The sequence below is a fragment of the Citrobacter pasteurii genome, assembly GCF_019047765.1.
Lineage (GTDB): Bacteria > Pseudomonadota > Gammaproteobacteria > Enterobacterales > Enterobacteriaceae > Citrobacter > Citrobacter pasteurii.
The window spans coordinates 992,936-1,010,643 of record NZ_CP077262.1; the positions used below are offsets into that span (position 1 = coordinate 992,936).

Annotated in this window: 16 protein-coding genes; 15 read left to right on the plus strand and 1 reads right to left on the minus strand. The window is 52.3% G+C overall.

Annotated features, from left to right (window positions below; translation table 11 throughout):
- Genes hybA through hybG form a run of 7 tightly spaced genes read left to right on the plus strand, consistent with a single transcriptional unit; the run spans position 1 to position 5,443 of the window.
- Positions 1-987, plus strand: coding sequence for a hydrogenase 2 operon protein HybA (gene hybA, locus I6L54_RS04885; protein WP_005123143.1), 987 nt, complete (start codon positions 1-3; stop codon positions 985-987).
- Positions 977-2,155 carry a Ni/Fe-hydrogenase cytochrome b subunit gene (hybB, locus tag I6L54_RS04890; RefSeq protein ID WP_005123144.1) on the plus strand — a complete coding sequence of 393 codons (1,179 nt, stop codon included), beginning with the start codon at positions 977-979 and terminating at the stop codon, positions 2,153-2,155. Before hybA ends, hybB begins: the two co-directional genes overlap by 11 nt.
- On the plus strand, positions 2,152-3,855 hold the full coding sequence (hybC, locus tag I6L54_RS04895; RefSeq protein ID WP_005123146.1) for a hydrogenase 2 large subunit: 1,704 nt from the start codon (positions 2,152-2,154) through the stop codon (positions 3,853-3,855). Before hybB ends, hybC begins: the two co-directional genes overlap by 4 nt.
- On the plus strand, positions 3,855-4,349 hold the full coding sequence (locus I6L54_RS04900; protein ID WP_005123147.1) for a HyaD/HybD family hydrogenase maturation endopeptidase: 495 nt from the start codon (positions 3,855-3,857) through the stop codon (positions 4,347-4,349). Before hybC ends, I6L54_RS04900 begins: the two co-directional genes overlap by 1 nt.
- Positions 4,342-4,830: a hydrogenase-2 assembly chaperone gene (hybE, locus tag I6L54_RS04905; protein ID WP_005123148.1), complete on the plus strand. Its 489-nt coding sequence runs from the start codon at positions 4,342-4,344 to the stop codon at positions 4,828-4,830. The genes I6L54_RS04900 and hybE overlap by 8 nt, the downstream gene beginning before the upstream one ends.
- The gene (gene hypA / locus I6L54_RS04910; RefSeq protein WP_003024462.1) at positions 4,823-5,164 is read left to right on the plus strand and encodes a hydrogenase maturation nickel metallochaperone HypA; all 342 of its coding nucleotides are present in this window, start codon (positions 4,823-4,825) and stop codon (positions 5,162-5,164) included. Before hybE ends, hypA begins: the two co-directional genes overlap by 8 nt.
- A 30-nt stretch (positions 5,165-5,194) precedes the next feature.
- Positions 5,195-5,443: a hydrogenase maturation factor HybG gene (gene hybG / locus I6L54_RS04915; RefSeq protein ID WP_005123149.1), complete on the plus strand. Its 249-nt coding sequence runs from the start codon at positions 5,195-5,197 to the stop codon at positions 5,441-5,443.
- Between the two features lie 95 nt (positions 5,444-5,538).
- Here the strand turns inward: hybG and yghU are convergent, their stop codons facing one another.
- Entirely contained in the window at positions 5,539-6,405 is an 867-nt protein-coding gene (yghU, locus tag I6L54_RS04920; protein ID WP_005123150.1) for a glutathione-dependent disulfide-bond oxidoreductase, read from the minus strand.
- Between the two features lie 217 nt (positions 6,406-6,622).
- Between yghU and I6L54_RS04925 the strand changes: the two genes are divergently transcribed.
- The 8 genes from I6L54_RS04925 to tssD all read left to right on the plus strand — a co-directional run bounded on the left by I6L54_RS04925 (position 6,623) and on the right by tssD (position 17,666).
- Positions 6,623-8,911, plus strand: a complete 2,289-nt coding sequence (locus I6L54_RS04925; RefSeq protein WP_005123153.1) for an FdhF/YdeP family oxidoreductase — start codon at positions 6,623-6,625, stop codon at positions 8,909-8,911.
- 153 nt (positions 8,912-9,064) lie between these two features.
- On the plus strand, positions 9,065-10,927 hold the full coding sequence (gss, locus tag I6L54_RS04930) for a bifunctional glutathionylspermidine amidase/synthase (RefSeq protein WP_040233986.1): 1,863 nt from the start codon (positions 9,065-9,067) through the stop codon (positions 10,925-10,927).
- Between the two features lie 466 nt (positions 10,928-11,393).
- A complete protein-coding gene (gene tssB / locus I6L54_RS04935; protein ID WP_040233988.1) occupies positions 11,394-11,891 on the plus strand; it encodes a type VI secretion system contractile sheath small subunit in 498 nt (165 codons plus the stop codon).
- Positions 11,892-11,956: 65 nt separating this feature from the next.
- The gene (gene tssC, locus I6L54_RS04940) at positions 11,957-13,486 is read left to right on the plus strand and encodes a type VI secretion system contractile sheath large subunit (protein WP_040233990.1); all 1,530 of its coding nucleotides are present in this window, start codon (positions 11,957-11,959) and stop codon (positions 13,484-13,486) included.
- 23 nt (positions 13,487-13,509) lie between these two features.
- Positions 13,510-14,847: a type VI secretion system baseplate subunit TssK gene (gene tssK / locus I6L54_RS04945; protein ID WP_040233991.1), complete on the plus strand. Its 1,338-nt coding sequence runs from the start codon at positions 13,510-13,512 to the stop codon at positions 14,845-14,847.
- A gap of 1 nt (position 14,848) precedes the next feature.
- Positions 14,849-15,490: a type VI secretion system protein TssL, short form gene (gene tssL / locus I6L54_RS04950; protein ID WP_040233993.1), complete on the plus strand. Its 642-nt coding sequence runs from the start codon at positions 14,849-14,851 to the stop codon at positions 15,488-15,490.
- A 3-nt stretch (positions 15,491-15,493) separates the two neighbouring features.
- Positions 15,494-17,158, plus strand: a complete 1,665-nt coding sequence (locus I6L54_RS04955; RefSeq protein WP_040233995.1) for an OmpA family protein — start codon at positions 15,494-15,496, stop codon at positions 17,156-17,158.
- Positions 17,159-17,174: 16 nt separating this feature from the next.
- Positions 17,175-17,666, plus strand: a complete 492-nt coding sequence (gene tssD, locus I6L54_RS04960; RefSeq protein WP_040233996.1) for a type VI secretion system tube protein TssD — start codon at positions 17,175-17,177, stop codon at positions 17,664-17,666.
- The last annotated feature ends 42 nt before the right edge of the window (positions 17,667-17,708 follow it).

A 17,708-nucleotide genomic window follows, 5' to 3' on the forward strand; every position in this document is an offset into this window, starting at 1 on the left:
GTGAACAGACGTAACTTTATTAAAGCAGCCTCCAGCGGGGCATTGCTGTTGGGCGCCGCGCCGTCCATCAGCCATGCGGCTGCAGAAAACCGTCCGCCGATCCCGGGTTCTCTTGGGATGCTCTATGATTCGACGCTGTGCGTAGGCTGCCAGGCCTGCGTCACCAAGTGTCAGGATATCAACTTCCCGGCGCGTAATCCGGAAGGCGAGCAGACCTGGTCGAACAACGACAAGTTGTCTCCGTATACCAATAACATCATCCAGGTATGGCGTAGCGGAACTGGCGTTAACAAAGACCAGGAAGAAAATGGCTACGCATACATTAAGAAACAGTGCATGCACTGTGTCGATCCGAACTGCGTCTCCGTTTGCCCGGTTTCCGCGCTGAAGAAAGACCCGAAAACCGGCATCGTCCACTATGACAAAGATGTCTGTACCGGCTGCCGTTATTGCATGGTTGCCTGCCCGTACAACGTCCCTAAATACGACTACAACAACCCGTTTGGTGCGCTGCATAAATGTGAACTGTGTAACCAGAAAGGCGTTGAACGTCTGGACAAAGGTGGTTTACCGGGGTGTGTTGAAGTGTGTCCTGCCGGTGCAGTGATTTTTGGTACGCGTGAAGAGCTGATGGCTGAGGCGAAAAAACGTCTCGCACTGAAGCCTGGCAGCGAATACCACTATCCGCGTCAGACAGTGAACGCTGGTGATACCTATCTGCATACGGTACCGAAGTACTACCCGCACCTGTACGGTGAAAAGGAAGGCGGTGGTACGCAGGTTATGGTGCTGACGGGTGTTCCTTACGAGGATTTGGATCTGCCAAAACTGGATGACCTGTCAACCGGTGCGCGTTCCGAACATGTTCAACATTCCCTGTATAAGGGCATGATTTTACCCCTGGCAGCGCTGGCGGGCTTAACCGTGCTGGTTCGTCGTAATACGAAAAACGACCATCACGATGGAGGAGACGATCATGAGTCATGATCCTAAACCGCTGGGCGGAAGAATAATCAGCAAACCGGTCATTATTTTTGGGCCGTTAATCGTCCTGTGTATGCTCCTGATCGTAAAACGTCTGGTCTTCGGACTGGGTTCAGTCTCCGATCTGAACGGCGGTTTTCCGTGGGGCGTATGGATCGCGTTTGACCTGTTGATCGGTACCGGTTTCGCGTGTGGTGGTTGGGCGCTGGCGTGGGCGGTGTATGTTTTCAACAGAGGACAATACCATCCACTGGTACGTCCGGCGCTGCTGGCCAGCCTGTTTGGTTACTCGCTGGGTGGTTTGTCGATCACCATTGACGTCGGTCGTTACTGGAACCTGCCGTATTTCTACATTCCGGGTCACTTCAACGTGAACTCGGTACTGTTTGAAACGGCGGTCTGTATGACCATCTATATCGGTATCATGGCGCTGGAATTTGCTCCGGCCTTGTTTGAACGTCTGGGCTGGAAAGTATCGCTCAAACGTTTGAATAAAGTGATGTTCTTTATTATCGCTCTCGGCGCGCTGCTGCCGACCATGCACCAGTCTTCAATGGGTTCATTGATGATTTCTGCGGGCTATAAAGTACATCCGCTATGGCAAGCTTATGAAATGTTGCCGCTTTTCTCGGTATTAACCGCCTTTATTATGGGCTTCTCGATCGTCATCTTTGAAGGCTCACTGGTACAAGCGGGTCTGAAAGGTAACGGTCCGGACGAGAAAAGTCTGTTCATTAAGCTGACAAATACGATTAGCGTGCTGCTGGCAATTTTCGTGGTCCTGCGCTTTGGCGAGTTGATCTACCGCGACAAGTTGTCGTATGCGTTTGCAGGCGATCTTTACTCCGTGATGTTCTGGATTGAAGTCGTGCTGATGGTCTTCCCGCTGGTGGTGCTGCGTGTCACGAAGCTGCGCAATGACTCGCGTATGCTGTATCTGTCCGCGTTGAGCGCATTGCTGGGTTGTGCAACATGGCGTCTGTCCTATTCGCTGGTGGCATTCAATCCTGGTGGTGGCTACCACTACTTCCCGACCTGGGAAGAACTGTTGATTTCTATTGGTTTTGTGGCTATTGAGATTTGTGCATACATCGTACTCATTCGTCTACTGCCGATACTTCCTCCTTTAAAACAAAACGATCAAAATCGTCATGAGGCGAGCAAAGCATGAGCCAGAGAATTACTATTGATCCGGTAACCCGTATTGAGGGTCATTTACGCATCGACTGCGAAATCGAAAATGGCGTGGTATCTAAAGCATGGGCTTCCGGTACCATGTGGCGCGGCATGGAAGAGATCGTGAAAAATCGCGATCCGCGCGATGCCTGGATGATTGTGCAGCGTATTTGTGGTGTTTGTACGACCACTCACGCTATCTCTTCTGTTCGTGCAGCTGAAAGCGCGCTGAATATTGATGTTCCGGTAAACGCACAGTACATCCGTAACATCATTCTGGCCGCGCACACCACGCATGACCACATTGTTCACTTCTATCAGCTGTCTGCGCTGGACTGGGTGGATATCACCTCTGCGCTGAAGGCCGATCCAGCGAAAGCGTCTGCCATGCTGAACGGCGTGTCCTCCTGGCACCTGAACAGTGCAGAAGAGTTCACTAAGGTTCAGAACAAGATCAAAGACCTTGTTGCCAGCGGTCAGTTAGGTATTTTTGCCAACGGTTGCTGGGGTCACCCGGCAATGCAGCTGCCGCCGGAAGTGAACCTGATTGCGGTCGCTCACTACCTGCAGGCGCTGGAATGCCAGCGTGATGCCAACCGCGTTGTGGCGCTGTTGGGCGGTAAAACGCCGCACATCCAGAACCTGGCGGTAGGTGGGGTTGCTAACCCGATTAACCTCGACGGTCTTGGTGTGCTGAACCTTGAACGCCTGATGTACATCAAGTCTTTCATTGATAAGCTGAGCGACTTCGTTGAGCAGGTTTACAAGGTTGATACCGCGGTCATTGCTGCGTTCTATCCGGAGTGGCTGGAACGTGGTCAGGGCGCGGTTAACTATCTGAGCGCGCCGGAATTCCCGACTGACGGTAAAAACGGCAGCTTCCTGTTCCCGGGCGGTTACATCACTAATGAAGATCTGTCGACCTATCGTCCGATCACCTCTCACTCCGATGAGTACCTGATCAAAGGGATTCAGGAGAGTGCGAAACACGCGTGGTACAAAGACGAAGCGCCGCAGGCTCCGTGGGAAGGCACAACGGTTCCTGATTACACCGGTTGGTCAGATGACGGCAAGTACTCCTGGGTTAAAGCGCCGACCTTCTACGGTAAAACGGTTGAAGTGGGTCCGCTGGCTAACATGCTGTGTAAACTGGCGGCCAAACGCGAGTCTACCCATGCCAAGCTGAATGAAATCATCGCGATTTACACCAGGCTGACCGGTAAAACTATCGAAGTGTCGCAGCTGCACTCTACGCTGGGCCGTATCATTGGTCGTACCGTTCACTGCTGTGAACTGCAGAACGTTCTGCAGGATCAGTACAACGCGCTGATCGTGAACATCGGTAAAGGCGACCACACCACCTTCGTGAAACCGGATATTCCGGCAACAGGCGAATTCAAAGGTGTTGGTTTCCTCGAAGCACCGCGCGGTATGCTGTCTCACTGGATGGTGATTAAAGATGGCATTATCAGCAACTACCAGGCGGTTGTACCGTCAACATGGAACTCTGGCCCACGTAACTTTAATGATGAAGTGGGACCGTATGAGCGCTCGCTGGTAGGTACGCCGATTGCCGATCCAAACAAACCGCTGGAAGTGGTTCGTACCATTCACTCCTTCGACCCTTGTATGTCATGTGCGGTGCATGTGGTGGACGTTGACGGGAACGAAGTGGTCTCAGTTAAGGTTCTGTAATGCGGATATTAGTCTTAGGGGTCGGCAATATTTTGCTGACCGACGAAGCCATCGGGGTACGTATCGTTGAGGCATTAGAGCAACGGTACATCCTGCCAGACTTTGTTGATGTTCTGGACGGTGGTACGGCTGGGATGGAGCTTCTTGGCGATATGGCGAACAGAGATCATCTGATCATTGCTGACGCCATTGTGTCGAAGAAAAACACGCCAGGAACGATGATGGTCCTGCGGGATGAAGAGATCCCGGCGCTGTTTACCAACAAAATCTCACCGCACCAGCTTGGCCTGGCCGACGTTTTGTCGGCCCTGCGTTTCACCGGCGAGTTCCCGACAAAGCTGACTTTAGTCGGCGTTATTCCGGAATCGCTGGAGCCGCATATCGGGCTAACGCCAACGGTTGAAGCGATGATTGAACCTGCGCTTGAGCAGGTTCTTGCTGCGCTGCGCGAGTCTGGCGTTGAAGCGATTCCACGGGAGAAGGCACATGTCTGAGGAGTTCTTAGGCTTTCAGACAGCCCCGAAGCAGCAAATTCAGGCCGCGTTTGAAGAGGTTGCCCGGCGTTCGATGCACGATCTTTCTTTTCTGCATCCGAATATGCCGGTGTATGTCTCTGATTTTACGCTGTTTGAAGGACAGTGGACGGGGTGTGTTATCACACCCTGGATGCTCAGCGCGCTGATTTTCCCTGGGCCGGATCAGGTCTGGCCGGTGCGTAAAGTCAGCGAAAAAATCGGGTTGCGTCTGCCTTATGGCGAAATGACCTTTACCGTGGGTGAACTGGAGGGTGTATCGCAATACCTCTCCTGCTCGCTGATGTCGCCGCTTTCGCACAGCATGTCTGCGCAAGAAGGTGTGCGCCTGACTGACGATTGTGCGCGAATGCTGTTATCGCTGCCGGTGAGCGATCCAAATGCGCCGCAGCTCAACCGCCGCGCGCTGCTGCTGGGCCGGCGGAACTGCGAAAATGCATGAGCTGTCCCTGTGTCAGAGCGCGGTTGAGATTGTTCAACAGCAGGCAGAGCAGCACGGTGTCAAACGTGTAACCGGCGTTTGGCTGGAAATTGGCGCGCTCTCCTGCGTTGAGGAGAGTGCCGTCCGTTTCAGTTTCGACATCGTCTGTCAGGGGACGCTGGCGCAAGGATGTGAGCTGCATATTGATTACAAACCTGCCCAGGCGTGGTGCTGGGATTGCAGTCAGGTTGTGGAAATCACCCAGCATGATGCGCAGTGTCCACATTGTCAGGGGGATCGTCTGCGAGTTGATGCGGGCGATTCACTGAAAGTGAAAAGTATTGAAGTCGAATAGCCCATAGGTTGCTATGGGGCGGAGTCAGATATGTGTATTGGAGTCCCTGGTCAGATTCTGGCCGTTGGTGAAGATATTCACCAGCTTGCGCAGGTTGAAGTGTGCGGCATCAAGCGTGATGTCAATATTGCCCTGATATGTGAAGGCGAGCCTGCCGAACTGGTCGGGCAATGGGTGCTGGTGCACGTAGGGTTCGCCATGAGCATCATTGATGAAGATGAAGCTAAATTCACATTGGATGCACTTCGCCGCATGGAGTATGACGTCACCAGCGCATGATTTTATGCCGGATGGCGGCGCAAACGCCTTATCCGGCCTACGCCAGGGCGTCTTTGTAGGCCTGATAAGACACCCCGGCGTCGCCATCAGGCATTTTAAGCCTGGCGCTTATCTTCGGTATGGGTATCGAAGTCGCTGGCGTCATGGCGTTCATGAAGCTGCTCGTTCAGCGGTCCGTTAGTGCGGTTTACAATCCGACCACGTTTAACCGCCGGACGCGCTGCCACCTCTTTTGCCCAGCGCTGCACGTGCTTGTAACTTCCGGCGTCAAGGAACTCTGCCGCGTCGTACACGTTGCCCAATACCACATTGCCAAACCACGGCCAGACCGCCATATCGGCAATGGTGTATTCATCTCCGGCGACAAACTGATGCTGCGCTAACTGTTTATCCAACACGTCGAGTAAGCGCTTGGCTTCCATGGTGAAGCGATTAATCGCGTACTCAATCTTCACTGGCGCATAGTTGTAGAAGTGGCCAAAGCCACCGCCGAGGAATGGGGCTGCGCCTTGTAGCCAGAATAACCAGTTCAGCGTTTCGGTGCGTTTAGCCAAATCCTGCGGCAGGAAATAACCATATTTTTCTGCCAGATAGAGCAGGATTGCGCCAGATTCGAATACGCGAACCGGTGGGTTTTGCGAGTGATCGCGTAGCGCCGGGATCTTCGAGTTCGGATTCACCTCCACAAAGCCGCTGGAAAACTGATCGCCGTCGCCAATACGGATGATCCAGGCATCGTATTCCGCGCCCTTCACGCCCTGCGCCAGCAGCTCCTCCAGCATAATCGTCACTTTCTGCCCGTTTGGCGTACCCAGAGAATAGAGCTGCAGCGGATGCTTGCCAACCGGCAGCGTTTTCTCGTGTGTAGCGCCGGAAACCGGGCGGTTGATATTGGCGAATGCGCCGCCGTTCGATTTTTCCCACGTCCAGACTTTCGCGGGCTGATAGGTATTGTCTGACATAGTGACCTGCCTTCTGAGTGGTTGTTTGATGCAGTGTAGCAGCCAGGTAGAACTCAATTTAACAGATTGGGACTTTATGCCGTTTTGTGCTGAAAGGGGAAGATAAATCTAACCCGTTCATTGTACCTGGCCCGTACTCCATGAAGAGGAAATCAATGTTGGACGGAAATTGCTACCGTATTCACCATCAAAAATTGGCGGTGAATAAGCAGTAATAATGAAAAAGGGTGTTCCAGGAGTAAGCGGTTATCAGGGCCCGGCGGGTGGGTGGGGCGCGGTAAAAGCCGTCACTGCTTCGGTGTTTTCGCAAAAGGCTGTTGTACGCGACATTATCGCGATGTTCAAAATGAACCAGGTGAAAGGGTTCGATTGTCCGGGCTGTGCGTGGCCGGACCCGGGTCATCGCGCGCCAATGGAGCTGTGCGAAAACGGCGTTAAGGCGGTCTCCTGGGAGACAACCCGCAAGAAAGCGTCACCGGAATTTTTCAGCCGTCACCCGGTTTCCACACTCTGGCACTACAGCGATTATGAGCTGGAAAACATCGGTCGTTTGACGCATCCGATGAAATACGATGCAGCGTCAGATACCTGGCAGGCGGTGGATTGGGATACCGCCTTCCATGAGATCGGTGAGCGTCTGCGCAGTTATGATTCAGCCCGGCAGGTTGAGTTTTACACCTCCGGCAGAACGTCAAATGAGGCAGCGTTTTTGTATCAGCTGTTTGCCCGCGAATATGGCAGCAGCAACTTCCCTGATTGCTCAAACATGTGCCACGGGCCGACCAGTGCAGGACTAACGCCGGCCATTGGCCTTGGAAAAGGAACCGTTGAACTTGAGGATTTTGACCACTGCGATCTGGTGATTTGTATCGGGCATAACCCTGGCACCAACCATCCGCGCATGCTGACTACCTTACGCGACGTTGCCAGACGCGGGGCTAAAATTATCTCCATTAATCCGCTGAACGAAAGGGGGCTTGAGCGCTTTAGCTTCCCGCAAAGTCCGAAAGAGATGTTTACCGGTCAGGCGACGGAACTGAGCAGCGACTACTACCAGGTCAAAATGGGCGGTGACGCCTCGCTGCTCAAAGGCATCATGAAGGCGCTGATCGAGATGGATGAAGCGCGGATCTTATTGGATCAGCAGCCGACGCTCGATCATGCGTTTATCGATGAGCACACCGCCGGATATGCCGCGCTGTATGATGACTTACGCCAGCGTAGTTGGGCGGAGCTGGAACAGGACTCGGGACTGATGCGTAGTCAGATGGAAGATCTGGCGCACAGCTACAGTAAATCCCGCGCCACGATTGTTTGCTATGGTCTGGGCATCACCCAGCATAAAAACGGCACTGAGAACGTCCAGCAGCTGGTAAACCTGCTGCTGCTGAAAGGCAATATAGGTAAGCTGGGGGCGGGGATTTGCCCGTTGCGCGGTCATTCTAACGTGCAGGGAGATCGTTCGGTAGGGATCAACGAAGCGGCATCCGAAGATTTCCTGCAACGCCTTGAGACGTATTTTTCTATCCGTGTTCCGCGCAAACATGGCCGTTCCAGTGTGGAGAGTATTCGGGCCATCGAGCGGGGAGAGGCAAAAGCGCTTATCTGCATGGGGGGAAACCTTGCGGTGGCGATGCCGCAGCCGCAGCGTACCTTTGCGGCGATGAAAAAGCTGGATCTGCAGGTTCACGTTGCGACCAAACTGAACAGATCACACCTGCTGCTGGCAAAACATAACTACCTGCTCCCCGCGTTGGGCAGAACCGAGCGCGACATGCAGGCGACGGGGATTCAGTCAGTCACCGTCGAAGATTCGATGTCGATGGTTCACGCTTCCTGTGGTGGGCTGAAACCCGCTTCGCGGTGGTTAAAGTCTGAACCGGCAATTGTGGCGGCAATGGCACGCGCCACTCTGCCTCACTCGCCGGTCAACTGGGAGACGTTAGCCGGGAACTACGCGCTGATCCGCGATGCCATTGAAGCTGTGATTCCGGCATTCCACAACTACAACACGCGTATTGCCGAGCCAGGCGGATTTCGTATGGATACGCCTGCTTCGCGGCGTGAATGGCGAACGGAGAATGGCAAAGCCAACTTTATCGTCAGCCGCCAACGGGCCGTGGTGCGGGAAAACCAACCTGCGGATGCGCTGGTTCTGGCTACGTTGCGCAGTCACGATCAATATAATACGACTATCTATGGCATGAACGACCGCTATCGTGGCATTACCGGTCGGCGCGACGTGGTGTTTTTGAGTGCCCAGGAAGCAGCGGCTCGCGGGCTGAGTCAGGGGGATGTGGTCAACGTTCAGGCGCTGGACGATAACGGGCTTCCCTGTGCCGATCGCGTGATGTACGGGTTAACGGTGGTGATTTACAACATGGCGGCGGGTTCAATTGGGGCGTATCTGCCGGAAGCGAATGTCCTGCTGTCGCTGGATGCGGTGGACACACAAAGCTTAACTCCGGCGTATAAAAGCGTGCCGGTCATCCTTACCCAGGCGTAGTTCCTGCTGTGAATTTTTCGCCTCTGAGCGCCAGCCGCTGCGTTGAGGTGTATGATGATGTCATCCTCTGTCCGGTTAGTGTCGCAGAGCAGGCAATCAGAGCGAAAAATTCACGCCAACCTGCTCAGGCTGTATTGTTTTGAGGTAAGGTGCATGAGCAAAGGAACGACCAGTCAGGATGCCCCATTCGGGACATTATTGGGCTACGCCCCAGGCGGCGTAGCAATCTACTCTTCAGATTACAGCTCCCTCGACCCACGGGACTACGACGATGATGCTGCTTTTCGTAGCTATATCGACGACGAATACATGGGCCACAAATGGCAGTGCGTAGAATTTGCACGCCGCTTTCTCTTCCTAAACTATGGCATGGTCTTCACCGATGTGGGCATGGCATGGGAGATCTTCTCCTTGCGCTTCCTGCGTGAAGTGGTGAATGACAATATCCTGCCGTTACAGGCATTTCCGAATGGTTCGCCCCGTGCGCCGGTTGCAGGTGCTCTGCTTATCTGGCAGAAAGGCGGCGAATTTAAAGACACCGGTCATGTGGCGGTCGTCACCCAGTTGCTGGAAAACAAAATCCGTATTGCCGAACAGAACGTGCTCCATACGCCGCTGCCGCCAGGGCAGCAGTGGACCCGCGAGCTGGAGATGGTGGTTGAAAACGGTTGCTACACCCTGCGGGATACCTTTGACGACACCACCATCCTTGGCTGGATGATCCAGACCGAGGATACCCGTTACAGCCTGCCGCAGCCGGAGATCGCCAATGACTCGCTGAAAATTGGCAGCGCCCGACTGGAAGATAACGGACAGTTTGACGGTAAGTGGCTCGATGAGCAGGATCCGCTGCAAAAAGCCTACGTGCTGGCGAACGGCCACGTCATTAATCAGGATCCGCATCAGTACTTCACGATTACCGAAAGTGCCGAGCAGGAGCTGATTAAAGCGACCAACGAGCTGCACCTGATGTATCTGCACGCGACCGACAAGGTGCTGAAAGACGATAATCTGCTGGCGCTGTTCGATATCCCGAAAATCCTCTGGCCGCGTCTGCGCCTTTCCTGGCAGCGGCGTCGGCATCATATGATTACGGGTCGTATGGATTTCTGTATGGATGAACGCGGACTGAAGGTGTATGAGTACAACGCCGATTCCGCATCGTGCCATACCGAAGCCGGTTTGATCCTCGAAAGATGGGCTGAGCGGGGCTACGCAGGGCAGGGACACAACCCGGCTGAAGGGTTGATCAACGAACTGGCGGGTGCCTGGAAGCACAGCCGCGCACGTCCGTTTGTCCACATCATGCAGGATAAGGATATCGAAGAAAACTATCACGCGCAGTTTATGCAGCAGGCGCTGCGTCAGGCCGGGTTTGACAGCAAAATTCTGCGTGGCCTCGATGAGCTACGTTGGGATGACGCCGGCCAACTGATTGACGGTGACGGTCGCCTGGTGAACTGCGTCTGGAAAACCTGGGCGTGGGAAACTGCGATTGAGCAGGTGCGTGAGGTGAGTGAAACTGAATATGCCGCGGTGCCGATTCGTACCGGGCATACCCAGCAGGAAGTGCGTTTAATCGACGTGTTGCTGCGCCCGGAAGTGTTGGTGTTCGAACCTCTGTGGACGGTGATCCCAGGCAACAAAGCGATTTTGCCGATCCTCTGGCAGCTTTTCCCGCACCACCGCTATCTGCTTGATACCGATTTCACTGTTAATGAAGAGCTGGCGCAAACCGGTTATGCGGTGAAACCTATTGCAGGACGTTGTGGCAGCAACATCGATCTGGTGAGTCATCAGGAAGAGCTGCTGGATAAAACCAGTGGTAAGTTTGCCGAGCAGAAGAACATTTATCAGCAGCTTTGGTGTCTGCCAAACGTTGCCGGTAAATATATTCAGGTTTGTACCTTCACCGTAGGCGGTAACTACGGCGGTACCTGCCTGCGCGGCGATGAGTCGCTGGTGATTAAAAAAGAGAGCGATATTGAGCCGTTGATTGTGGTGAAGGAAGCGTAATCTTTCTGCGTGCTCAGGAATGAGGTGCGAAAAGCCGAAGTATATCTTCGGCTTTTTTATTTATAGTTAAATTGATTTCGATTATGTTTTAATAAATGACGTGGTCTATATGTATAATGATGGATATTCCCCTTGGTGATATTTCATAATAAAAATATATTTATTTAGTGAATGTATTTAACATTAATTAATTCCTGTTATTTGTATTAGACAAAGAGCTTCTTGATCTCGCTTTTAAATAAATAATACTGATGTATTATTTGGTTAATCGATGATATTGATCATGTTTTATATTAGAGAATATATCGGATTGCATCGCCACACTAATTATAATCATTAATTGTCATTAACAGTCGTTGTTGACTGCCCACAGAAATGACGTTGTATGAAACTCGTTGAGCGATTGGAAAATGCTCCGTTAGGAAATGCAAAATATCGGCAGGAATCGCCGGTCTGAGAGGGATGTATGGGTGACAGTTTTCAGAATGAAGTGCCGACGGCACGTGTTAATATCAAGTTAGATTTACATACCGGAGGCGTTCAGAAAAAGGTTGAATTGCCGTTAAAACTTTTGACCGTGGGTGATTTCAGTAATGGTAGAGAACAACGACCACTATCGGAACGCGAAAAGGTTGATATTAATAAAAATAATTTCAATGATGTGTTAGCTAAGTTCTCGCCAGTAGTTAATCTGAATGTTAAAAATACGTTATCTGGTGATGGTAGAAAAGACGATATTAATCTTACCTTTAAAAATATCCGCGATTTTGAGCCCGAGCAGGTAGCCAGGAATATCCCACAATTACGCGTTCTGTTGGCTATGCGTAACTTACTTCGTGACCTGAAATCTAACTTACTCGATAACGCGGCTTTTCGTCGCGAGCTGGAAACCATCCTTAAGGATCCAGCCCTGAGTCAGGAACTGCGTGGTGAGCTGGCAACTATGATGCCGGAAGAGATTTAAAGCTATACAGGGTTTCCTCCGCTTAATCGGCAGGAATAGTAAAGGATCATAAAAGGAATATGTTGATGTCTGTTCAGGAACATACCTCTTCAGCCGCGACCACCACGACCAGTGAACGTAGCGTTTATCAATCCCTCTTTGATAAAATTAATCTTGCCCCGGTTTCGATATTAAAAAATGTCGATGCGTGGCAGAGCGATGAAGCGCTATCTGATGCCGCTCCGGCTGAACGCGTGACCGCCGCTATTCAGGTTCTGGTTTCATGTCTGGCGGACGCCGCACAGCCAGTAGAGCGCCTGGATAAAACGCTGCTTGATGAACAAATTGCTCGCCTTGATAAGCAGATTAGCGATCAGGTAAATGAAGTCATGCATCATGCGGAGTTTCAGAAGCAAGAATCGCTCTGGCGCGGTTTACATTCGATGATCACTGGCATCGATTTTCGTCGAAATGTCCGGGTAGAAATGATGGATATCAGCAAGGATGCGTTACGTGATGATTTTGACGACGCGCCGGAGCTTATCCAGAGCGGGTTATACCGCCATGTTTATATTGAAGAATATGATCAGCCAGGCGGTGAACCCATTGCGGCAATGATTTCAGCGTACGAATTTGATAACAGCCCGCAGGATATTTCACTGCTGCGCAATATTTCTGGCGTGTCGGCAGCCTGTCATATGCCGTTCATTGGTTCCGTTGGGCCGACATTTTTCCTGAAAGAAAATATGGAAGAAGTCGCGGCCATAAAAGATATCAATGATTATTTTGAACGTGCTGAATACATCAAGTGGAAAGCATTTCGTGATAGCGACGATTCACGCTATATCGGGCTGACTATGCCGCGTGTGCTGGGTCGTCTGCCGTATGGTCCTGATACCGTGCCGGTACGCAGTTTTAACTATGTTGAAGAAGTTAAGGGGCCGGATCACGAAAAATATCTGTGGACCAGCGCATCTTTCTCTTTCGCTGTGAATATGGTGAAAAGCTTTATCAAGAATGGCTGGTGCGTCCAGATCCGTGGGCCGCAGGCGGGCGGCGCGGTGAAAGATTTGCCTATCCATTTGTACGATCTGGGTACCGGTAATCAGGTGAAGATCCCGTCTGAGGTGATGATTCCGGAAACCCGGGAGTTTGAATTCGCCAACCTTGGCTTTATTCCGCTTTCTTATTATAAGAATCGTGATTACGCCTGCTTCTTCTCTGCTAACTCGGCTCAGAAACCTGCGCAGTTTGATACTCCGGAAGCGACGGCTAACAGCCGGATTAACTCACGTCTGCCGTATATCTTCCTGCTTTCTCGTATCGCTCACTACCTGAAAATCCTGCAGCGAGAAAATATTGGTACGACCAAAGATCGCCGCTTGCTTGAGCTTGAACTTAATAACTGGTTGCGCAGTCTGGTAACCGAAATGACCGATCCTGGCGATGACTTGCAGGCATCACACCCGCTGCGTGATGGGCGTGTCGTGGTGGAGGACATTGAGGATAACCCCGGTTTCTTCCGCGTGCGCCTGTACGCCATTCCGCATTTCCAGGTTGAAGGTATGGACGTCAGTCTGTCGTTAGTTTCACAAATGCCTAAGTCGAAATCTTAACGACGCAGCGCACAGGAGGTGCGATGAAGATCTATCGTCCGTTATGGAGCGAGGGGGCCTTTCTGGCTCCCCAGCAGTTTCAGCAACAGACACGTTGGGATGCCTGGGTAGCTGACGTTGTTGCTCACATGTCGCTTTCATCGCCGTGGGGCGTCATCAGCGCGGAGTTTGATGAAAGTGCGCTAACGGTTTCCCGTTTGAATCCCGTTAATCTGGTTGTGCGCTTTCCTGACGGTACGTTAGTGGATACAGGTATTTCAGATAACCTGCCTCCGGCGTGTGATTTATCGCATCTTACTGGTTACAGCAGCGTTGATATCGTGCTGGCGTTGCCGCTGCTTTCAGCTAATGGCGGCAATCTTTCATCAGGCAACGGCATTAGCCGTCCGTGTCGCTGGCAGCAGGAATGGCTGCCAGTGCAGGATCTCGCAGGCCAGGAACGGACTGATATGGCGGTGCTGCGGCATGCTATCACCCTCCGCTATGCCCATGACGATAACAGCGCTTACCTGACTTGTCCGGTAGCTTGCCTTATTCGTAATGTTCAGGGGCAATGGGAGCTGGGACGCGATTTTTTACCGCCATCGCTTTCACTCTCAGCCAGCCCCTTATTAATTAATTCGCTCAGTGATTTGGTGCATCGTATCCAGGCTCGTTGTCGCCGCCTGATGGCCTTGCGCCGAGAAAGTAACGAACGAATGGCAGATTTTGCGGTAGCAGATGTTTCGTTGTTTTGGCTGCTGAATGCGCTTAATAGCTCGGAGCCCGTTCTGAAAGAAATGCTGCAAAACCCAGGCCGTCACCCCGAACTTTTGTGGCGTGAGCTGGCGCGGTTAGCGGGCAGCCTGCTGACCTTTTCATTAGAAAACGATGTCAGCGTTGTGCCTCCATACCAGCACGCAAATCCGCAGCAGGTATTTCCGCCCCTGTTTGCGCTGCTGGTGGAACTGCTGGAAGCCAGCCTGCCATCTCGCGTTGTCGCTATTGAACTGACGCAGGAGCGACAGTTCTGGTATGGCGCTCTGTCAGATGCCCGCCTGCGTGAAGGCGCTGATTTTTACCTGTCCGTTCGTTCGGATCTCCCTGCGCATGTTCTCCTGACGCAATTTCCACAGCTCTGTAAAGCAGGGAGTCGGGCAGATGTGTCAGATGTCGTCAATGTGGCACTTAGCGGCATCCCATTAAAACCGCTGACGCATGTACCCGCAGCCATCCCGCTACGCCTGGAAAATCAATACTTTGCTCTGGAGATTAATCATCCAGCAGCCCAGGCCATGCTGGGCGCTGGTAATTGCGCTTTCTATGTGCCGGGAACGCTTGGAGAGATTCAACTTGAGTTATTCGCAGTATTAAGGGATTGAAATGAATAAGGATATTGATCAGGTATTCTGGCCAACCTGGCTTGCTGTCAGCCAGTTACGTGGCGGGGCGGAAGTTGAAGATGGGGCAGCTTTCTATCGCCGGGCCTGCCAATGGGTTGATTCTGCGCGTGAGACATTGCGTGACATGGGGTACAGCGAACACAGCGTTGAACACATGCTCTATACGCAATGTGCGTTACTGGATGAAAGCGTGTTGAACCGCAACCGGCAGGATAGCGGTTACATTACCTGGCTTGCGACACCTTTACAGGCCCGCTTTTTCAACACTACCAATGCCGGGGAAGATCTCTGGGAACGCATTCGTACCGTTCTGCGCGAGCCCGTTCCTGATACCGCCGTATTAACCTGCTTTTATCGTGCAATCACGCTCGGTTTTGTTGGGCGCTATCGTGAGCAAGGTGACGAGCGTCGTGAAGATGTTCTTGAAGCGCTGGCGATTCAGGCGATGCCTTTTAAGTTAATGCACGATGCGCCAGTCATCATGCAGGCTTCCGGCTTTTCTGGCGGTAAGCGCCGCTGGTGGCTGGCATGGATTGTCGGCGCGGTGGCGTTGGGTGCTTTGTGGTTAACATTTTCTCATGTCTTACAAGGGCAGATCGCTCAGCTTATTGGGCAGGGTTAAGACATGGCACAGTTGCGAGGGATCGTTAACTATGTGCTGGCAACCGTGCTGGCTTTGTTGCTGGTCTGGGGATTCAGTCCGTTAAGTGCGGGTGTCCGGGGCGGCCTTACCGTCATTATTTTACTGTTTTCTATTCCAGGGATCGTTTATGGCTGGCGTCAATATGGTCGGTTGAAGTCTGCTCATTCTGCTCATGACGTTCCGCTCCCTCCGGAGAGTTTCAGTGGGCCTGTTGTGCTGGTGTGTGGCGATAATGCCCCCTTGTTTGCCGGACGCGGCGATTCTTGCGAAAGTTCGCAGGGCTGGTATTTATCTGTCCAGTCCCCGGAGCATTATATTGCTCTGGTTCGTCAGATAGCAGTGCAACGTCCAGGACTTCTTATGCGCGTTTCCGTGATGCTGGCATTGATCCCGGAACGGCATAATGATGAAGACGCGCTCAAGCACATGCTGCTCAGTTGGCGGCGTGTGGTGGCCCAGAGTCGGCGTTGGTTATCAGGTATACCGCCATTTTGGCTGTGCTGTTGGCTGAATTCTCCTCAATGCAATGAGACTGTACGTTGGTTTATCCGTACGCCTCAGGATGCGGAAGTGCAGTCGGCTACGGGATTAGACGACTTTGCGCCTTTCTCTTCGCAAGAGCGCCCGGCTCGCCATTCTCATCTTACACATGCAGTGTGGTTAGATAATTTACTGGAATGGCTGCAGAAGTTACAAGGCGACACCGAGCGCCATGCTCCGCCTGTTTTCTCTGCTTTACGGGTAGTGTGTTTCACCTCATTAGCGGTCTGCGAAAATAATCTGTGGCAACGGTATGCCACGGCGCAAACAACCCTTTCCTCTGCGGCGTCAGCAGTGTCCGGGCTGCTGCCTTTTCCTGATTTAGCGCTGCCTTTTTTATCTCGCCGTCGGGCGCTGACAGCATTTCAACGAACGGTGGGCATAAGTGGTCTGCTATGCGGCATTTTTGTTGGAATGGCGATGACGTGCAGTTTTATCAATAACCAACACCTCATCAGGATCACCAACGATCATTTGACGGTATACCGTCATCTTAGCGGTAATCCTGTCGAGCCAAAGATTCAGGCTCAGGATCAACTTCGTCGGGATGCGCAGCGGCTAGATCGCTGGTATCAGCGTGGTGAACCCCTTTCCCTTTCAATGGGATTGTATCAGGGGATGAGATTGATCCCGCCTCTGCTGGTCGCCCTCAGTGACTGGCTACCATCTGAAAAACTGAAAGTGACCTCCCCGCAAACCGTACGTCTGGACAGTATGTCGCTGTTTGATACGGGCAAATGGGCGTTAAAAGCGGGCTCAACAAAAGTACTCATTGCGGCTTTGGTCAATATCAAAGCTAAGCCCGGTTGGCTGATCGTCATCACCGGACATACCGATGATGTGGGTGACGATAAATCTAATCAACAGCTCTCTCTCAAACGTGCGGAATCTGTTCGCGACTGGATGCGCGATACCGGTGATGTTGCGGAGAGCTGTTTTGCCGTTCAGGGCTATGGCGAATTACGTCCCTACAAAACCAACGATACGCCGGAGGGGCGGGCTGCCAACCGTCGTGTGGAGATCAGTCTGGTACCGCAGGCTGATGCCTGTCGGGTGCCGGGCATGAAGGAACCGTCACCGGAAGGCGGTGACGCATTAGCGAAGTAAAAATGGAGAAAGAGTTATGGCAATTCCAGTCTACCTTTGGCTGAAAGACGACGGCGGCGCGGATATTAAAGGTTCTGTTGATGTGAAAGACCGTGTGGGCAGTATCGAAGTAGTGGCCCAGGAACATAACCTGTACATCCCTACCGATAACAACACCGGTAAGTTGACCGGAACGCGCATCCATACCCCGTTCCTTTTCACGAAGGAAATCGATGCTTCCAGCCCGTATCTGTACAAGGCTGTAACCACCGGTCAGACCCTGCGCCAGGCAGAGTTCAAATGGTACCGCATCAATGATGCTGGTCAGGAAGTGGAATACTTCAATACCACTCTGCACAACGTGAAAGTGGTGAAAGTAAACCCTGTGATGTACGACATCAAAGAACAATCTAAAGAGAAGCATAACCACCTGGAACGGATTGAACTGCGCTACGAGAAGATCGTCTGGACGTATAAGGATGGCAACATTATCCATTCTGACGCCTGGAACGAGCGTACCACCGCGTAATGCACTAACGGATGAGGATTTCCTCATCCGTTTTTTTATGCC

Coding starts and splice junctions, on each gene's coding strand:
- hybB (WP_005123144.1), top strand. CDS start 977: ATGAGTCATGATCCTAAACCGCTGGGCGGAAGAATAATCAGCAAACCG.
- hypA (WP_003024462.1), top strand. CDS start 4,823: ATGCATGAGCTGTCCCTGTGTCAGAGCGCGGTTGAGATTGTTCAACAG.
- I6L54_RS04925 (WP_005123153.1), top strand. CDS start 6,623: ATGAAAAAGGGTGTTCCAGGAGTAAGCGGTTATCAGGGCCCGGCGGGT.
- yghU (WP_005123150.1), bottom strand. CDS start 6,405: ATGTCAGACAATACCTATCAGCCCGCGAAAGTCTGGACGTGGGAAAAA.
- gss (WP_040233986.1), top strand. CDS start 9,065: ATGAGCAAAGGAACGACCAGTCAGGATGCCCCATTCGGGACATTATTG.
- hybE (WP_005123148.1), top strand. CDS start 4,342: ATGTCTGAGGAGTTCTTAGGCTTTCAGACAGCCCCGAAGCAGCAAATT.
- tssD (WP_040233996.1), top strand. CDS start 17,175: ATGGCAATTCCAGTCTACCTTTGGCTGAAAGACGACGGCGGCGCGGAT.
- tssB (WP_040233988.1), top strand. CDS start 11,394: ATGGGTGACAGTTTTCAGAATGAAGTGCCGACGGCACGTGTTAATATC.
- hybG (WP_005123149.1), top strand. CDS start 5,195: ATGTGTATTGGAGTCCCTGGTCAGATTCTGGCCGTTGGTGAAGATATT.
- tssK (WP_040233991.1), top strand. CDS start 13,510: ATGAAGATCTATCGTCCGTTATGGAGCGAGGGGGCCTTTCTGGCTCCC.
- hybC (WP_005123146.1), top strand. CDS start 2,152: ATGAGCCAGAGAATTACTATTGATCCGGTAACCCGTATTGAGGGTCAT.
- tssL (WP_040233993.1), top strand. CDS start 14,849: ATGAATAAGGATATTGATCAGGTATTCTGGCCAACCTGGCTTGCTGTC.
- tssC (WP_040233990.1), top strand. CDS start 11,957: ATGTCTGTTCAGGAACATACCTCTTCAGCCGCGACCACCACGACCAGT.
- I6L54_RS04900 (WP_005123147.1), top strand. CDS start 3,855: ATGCGGATATTAGTCTTAGGGGTCGGCAATATTTTGCTGACCGACGAA.
- I6L54_RS04955 (WP_040233995.1), top strand. CDS start 15,494: ATGGCACAGTTGCGAGGGATCGTTAACTATGTGCTGGCAACCGTGCTG.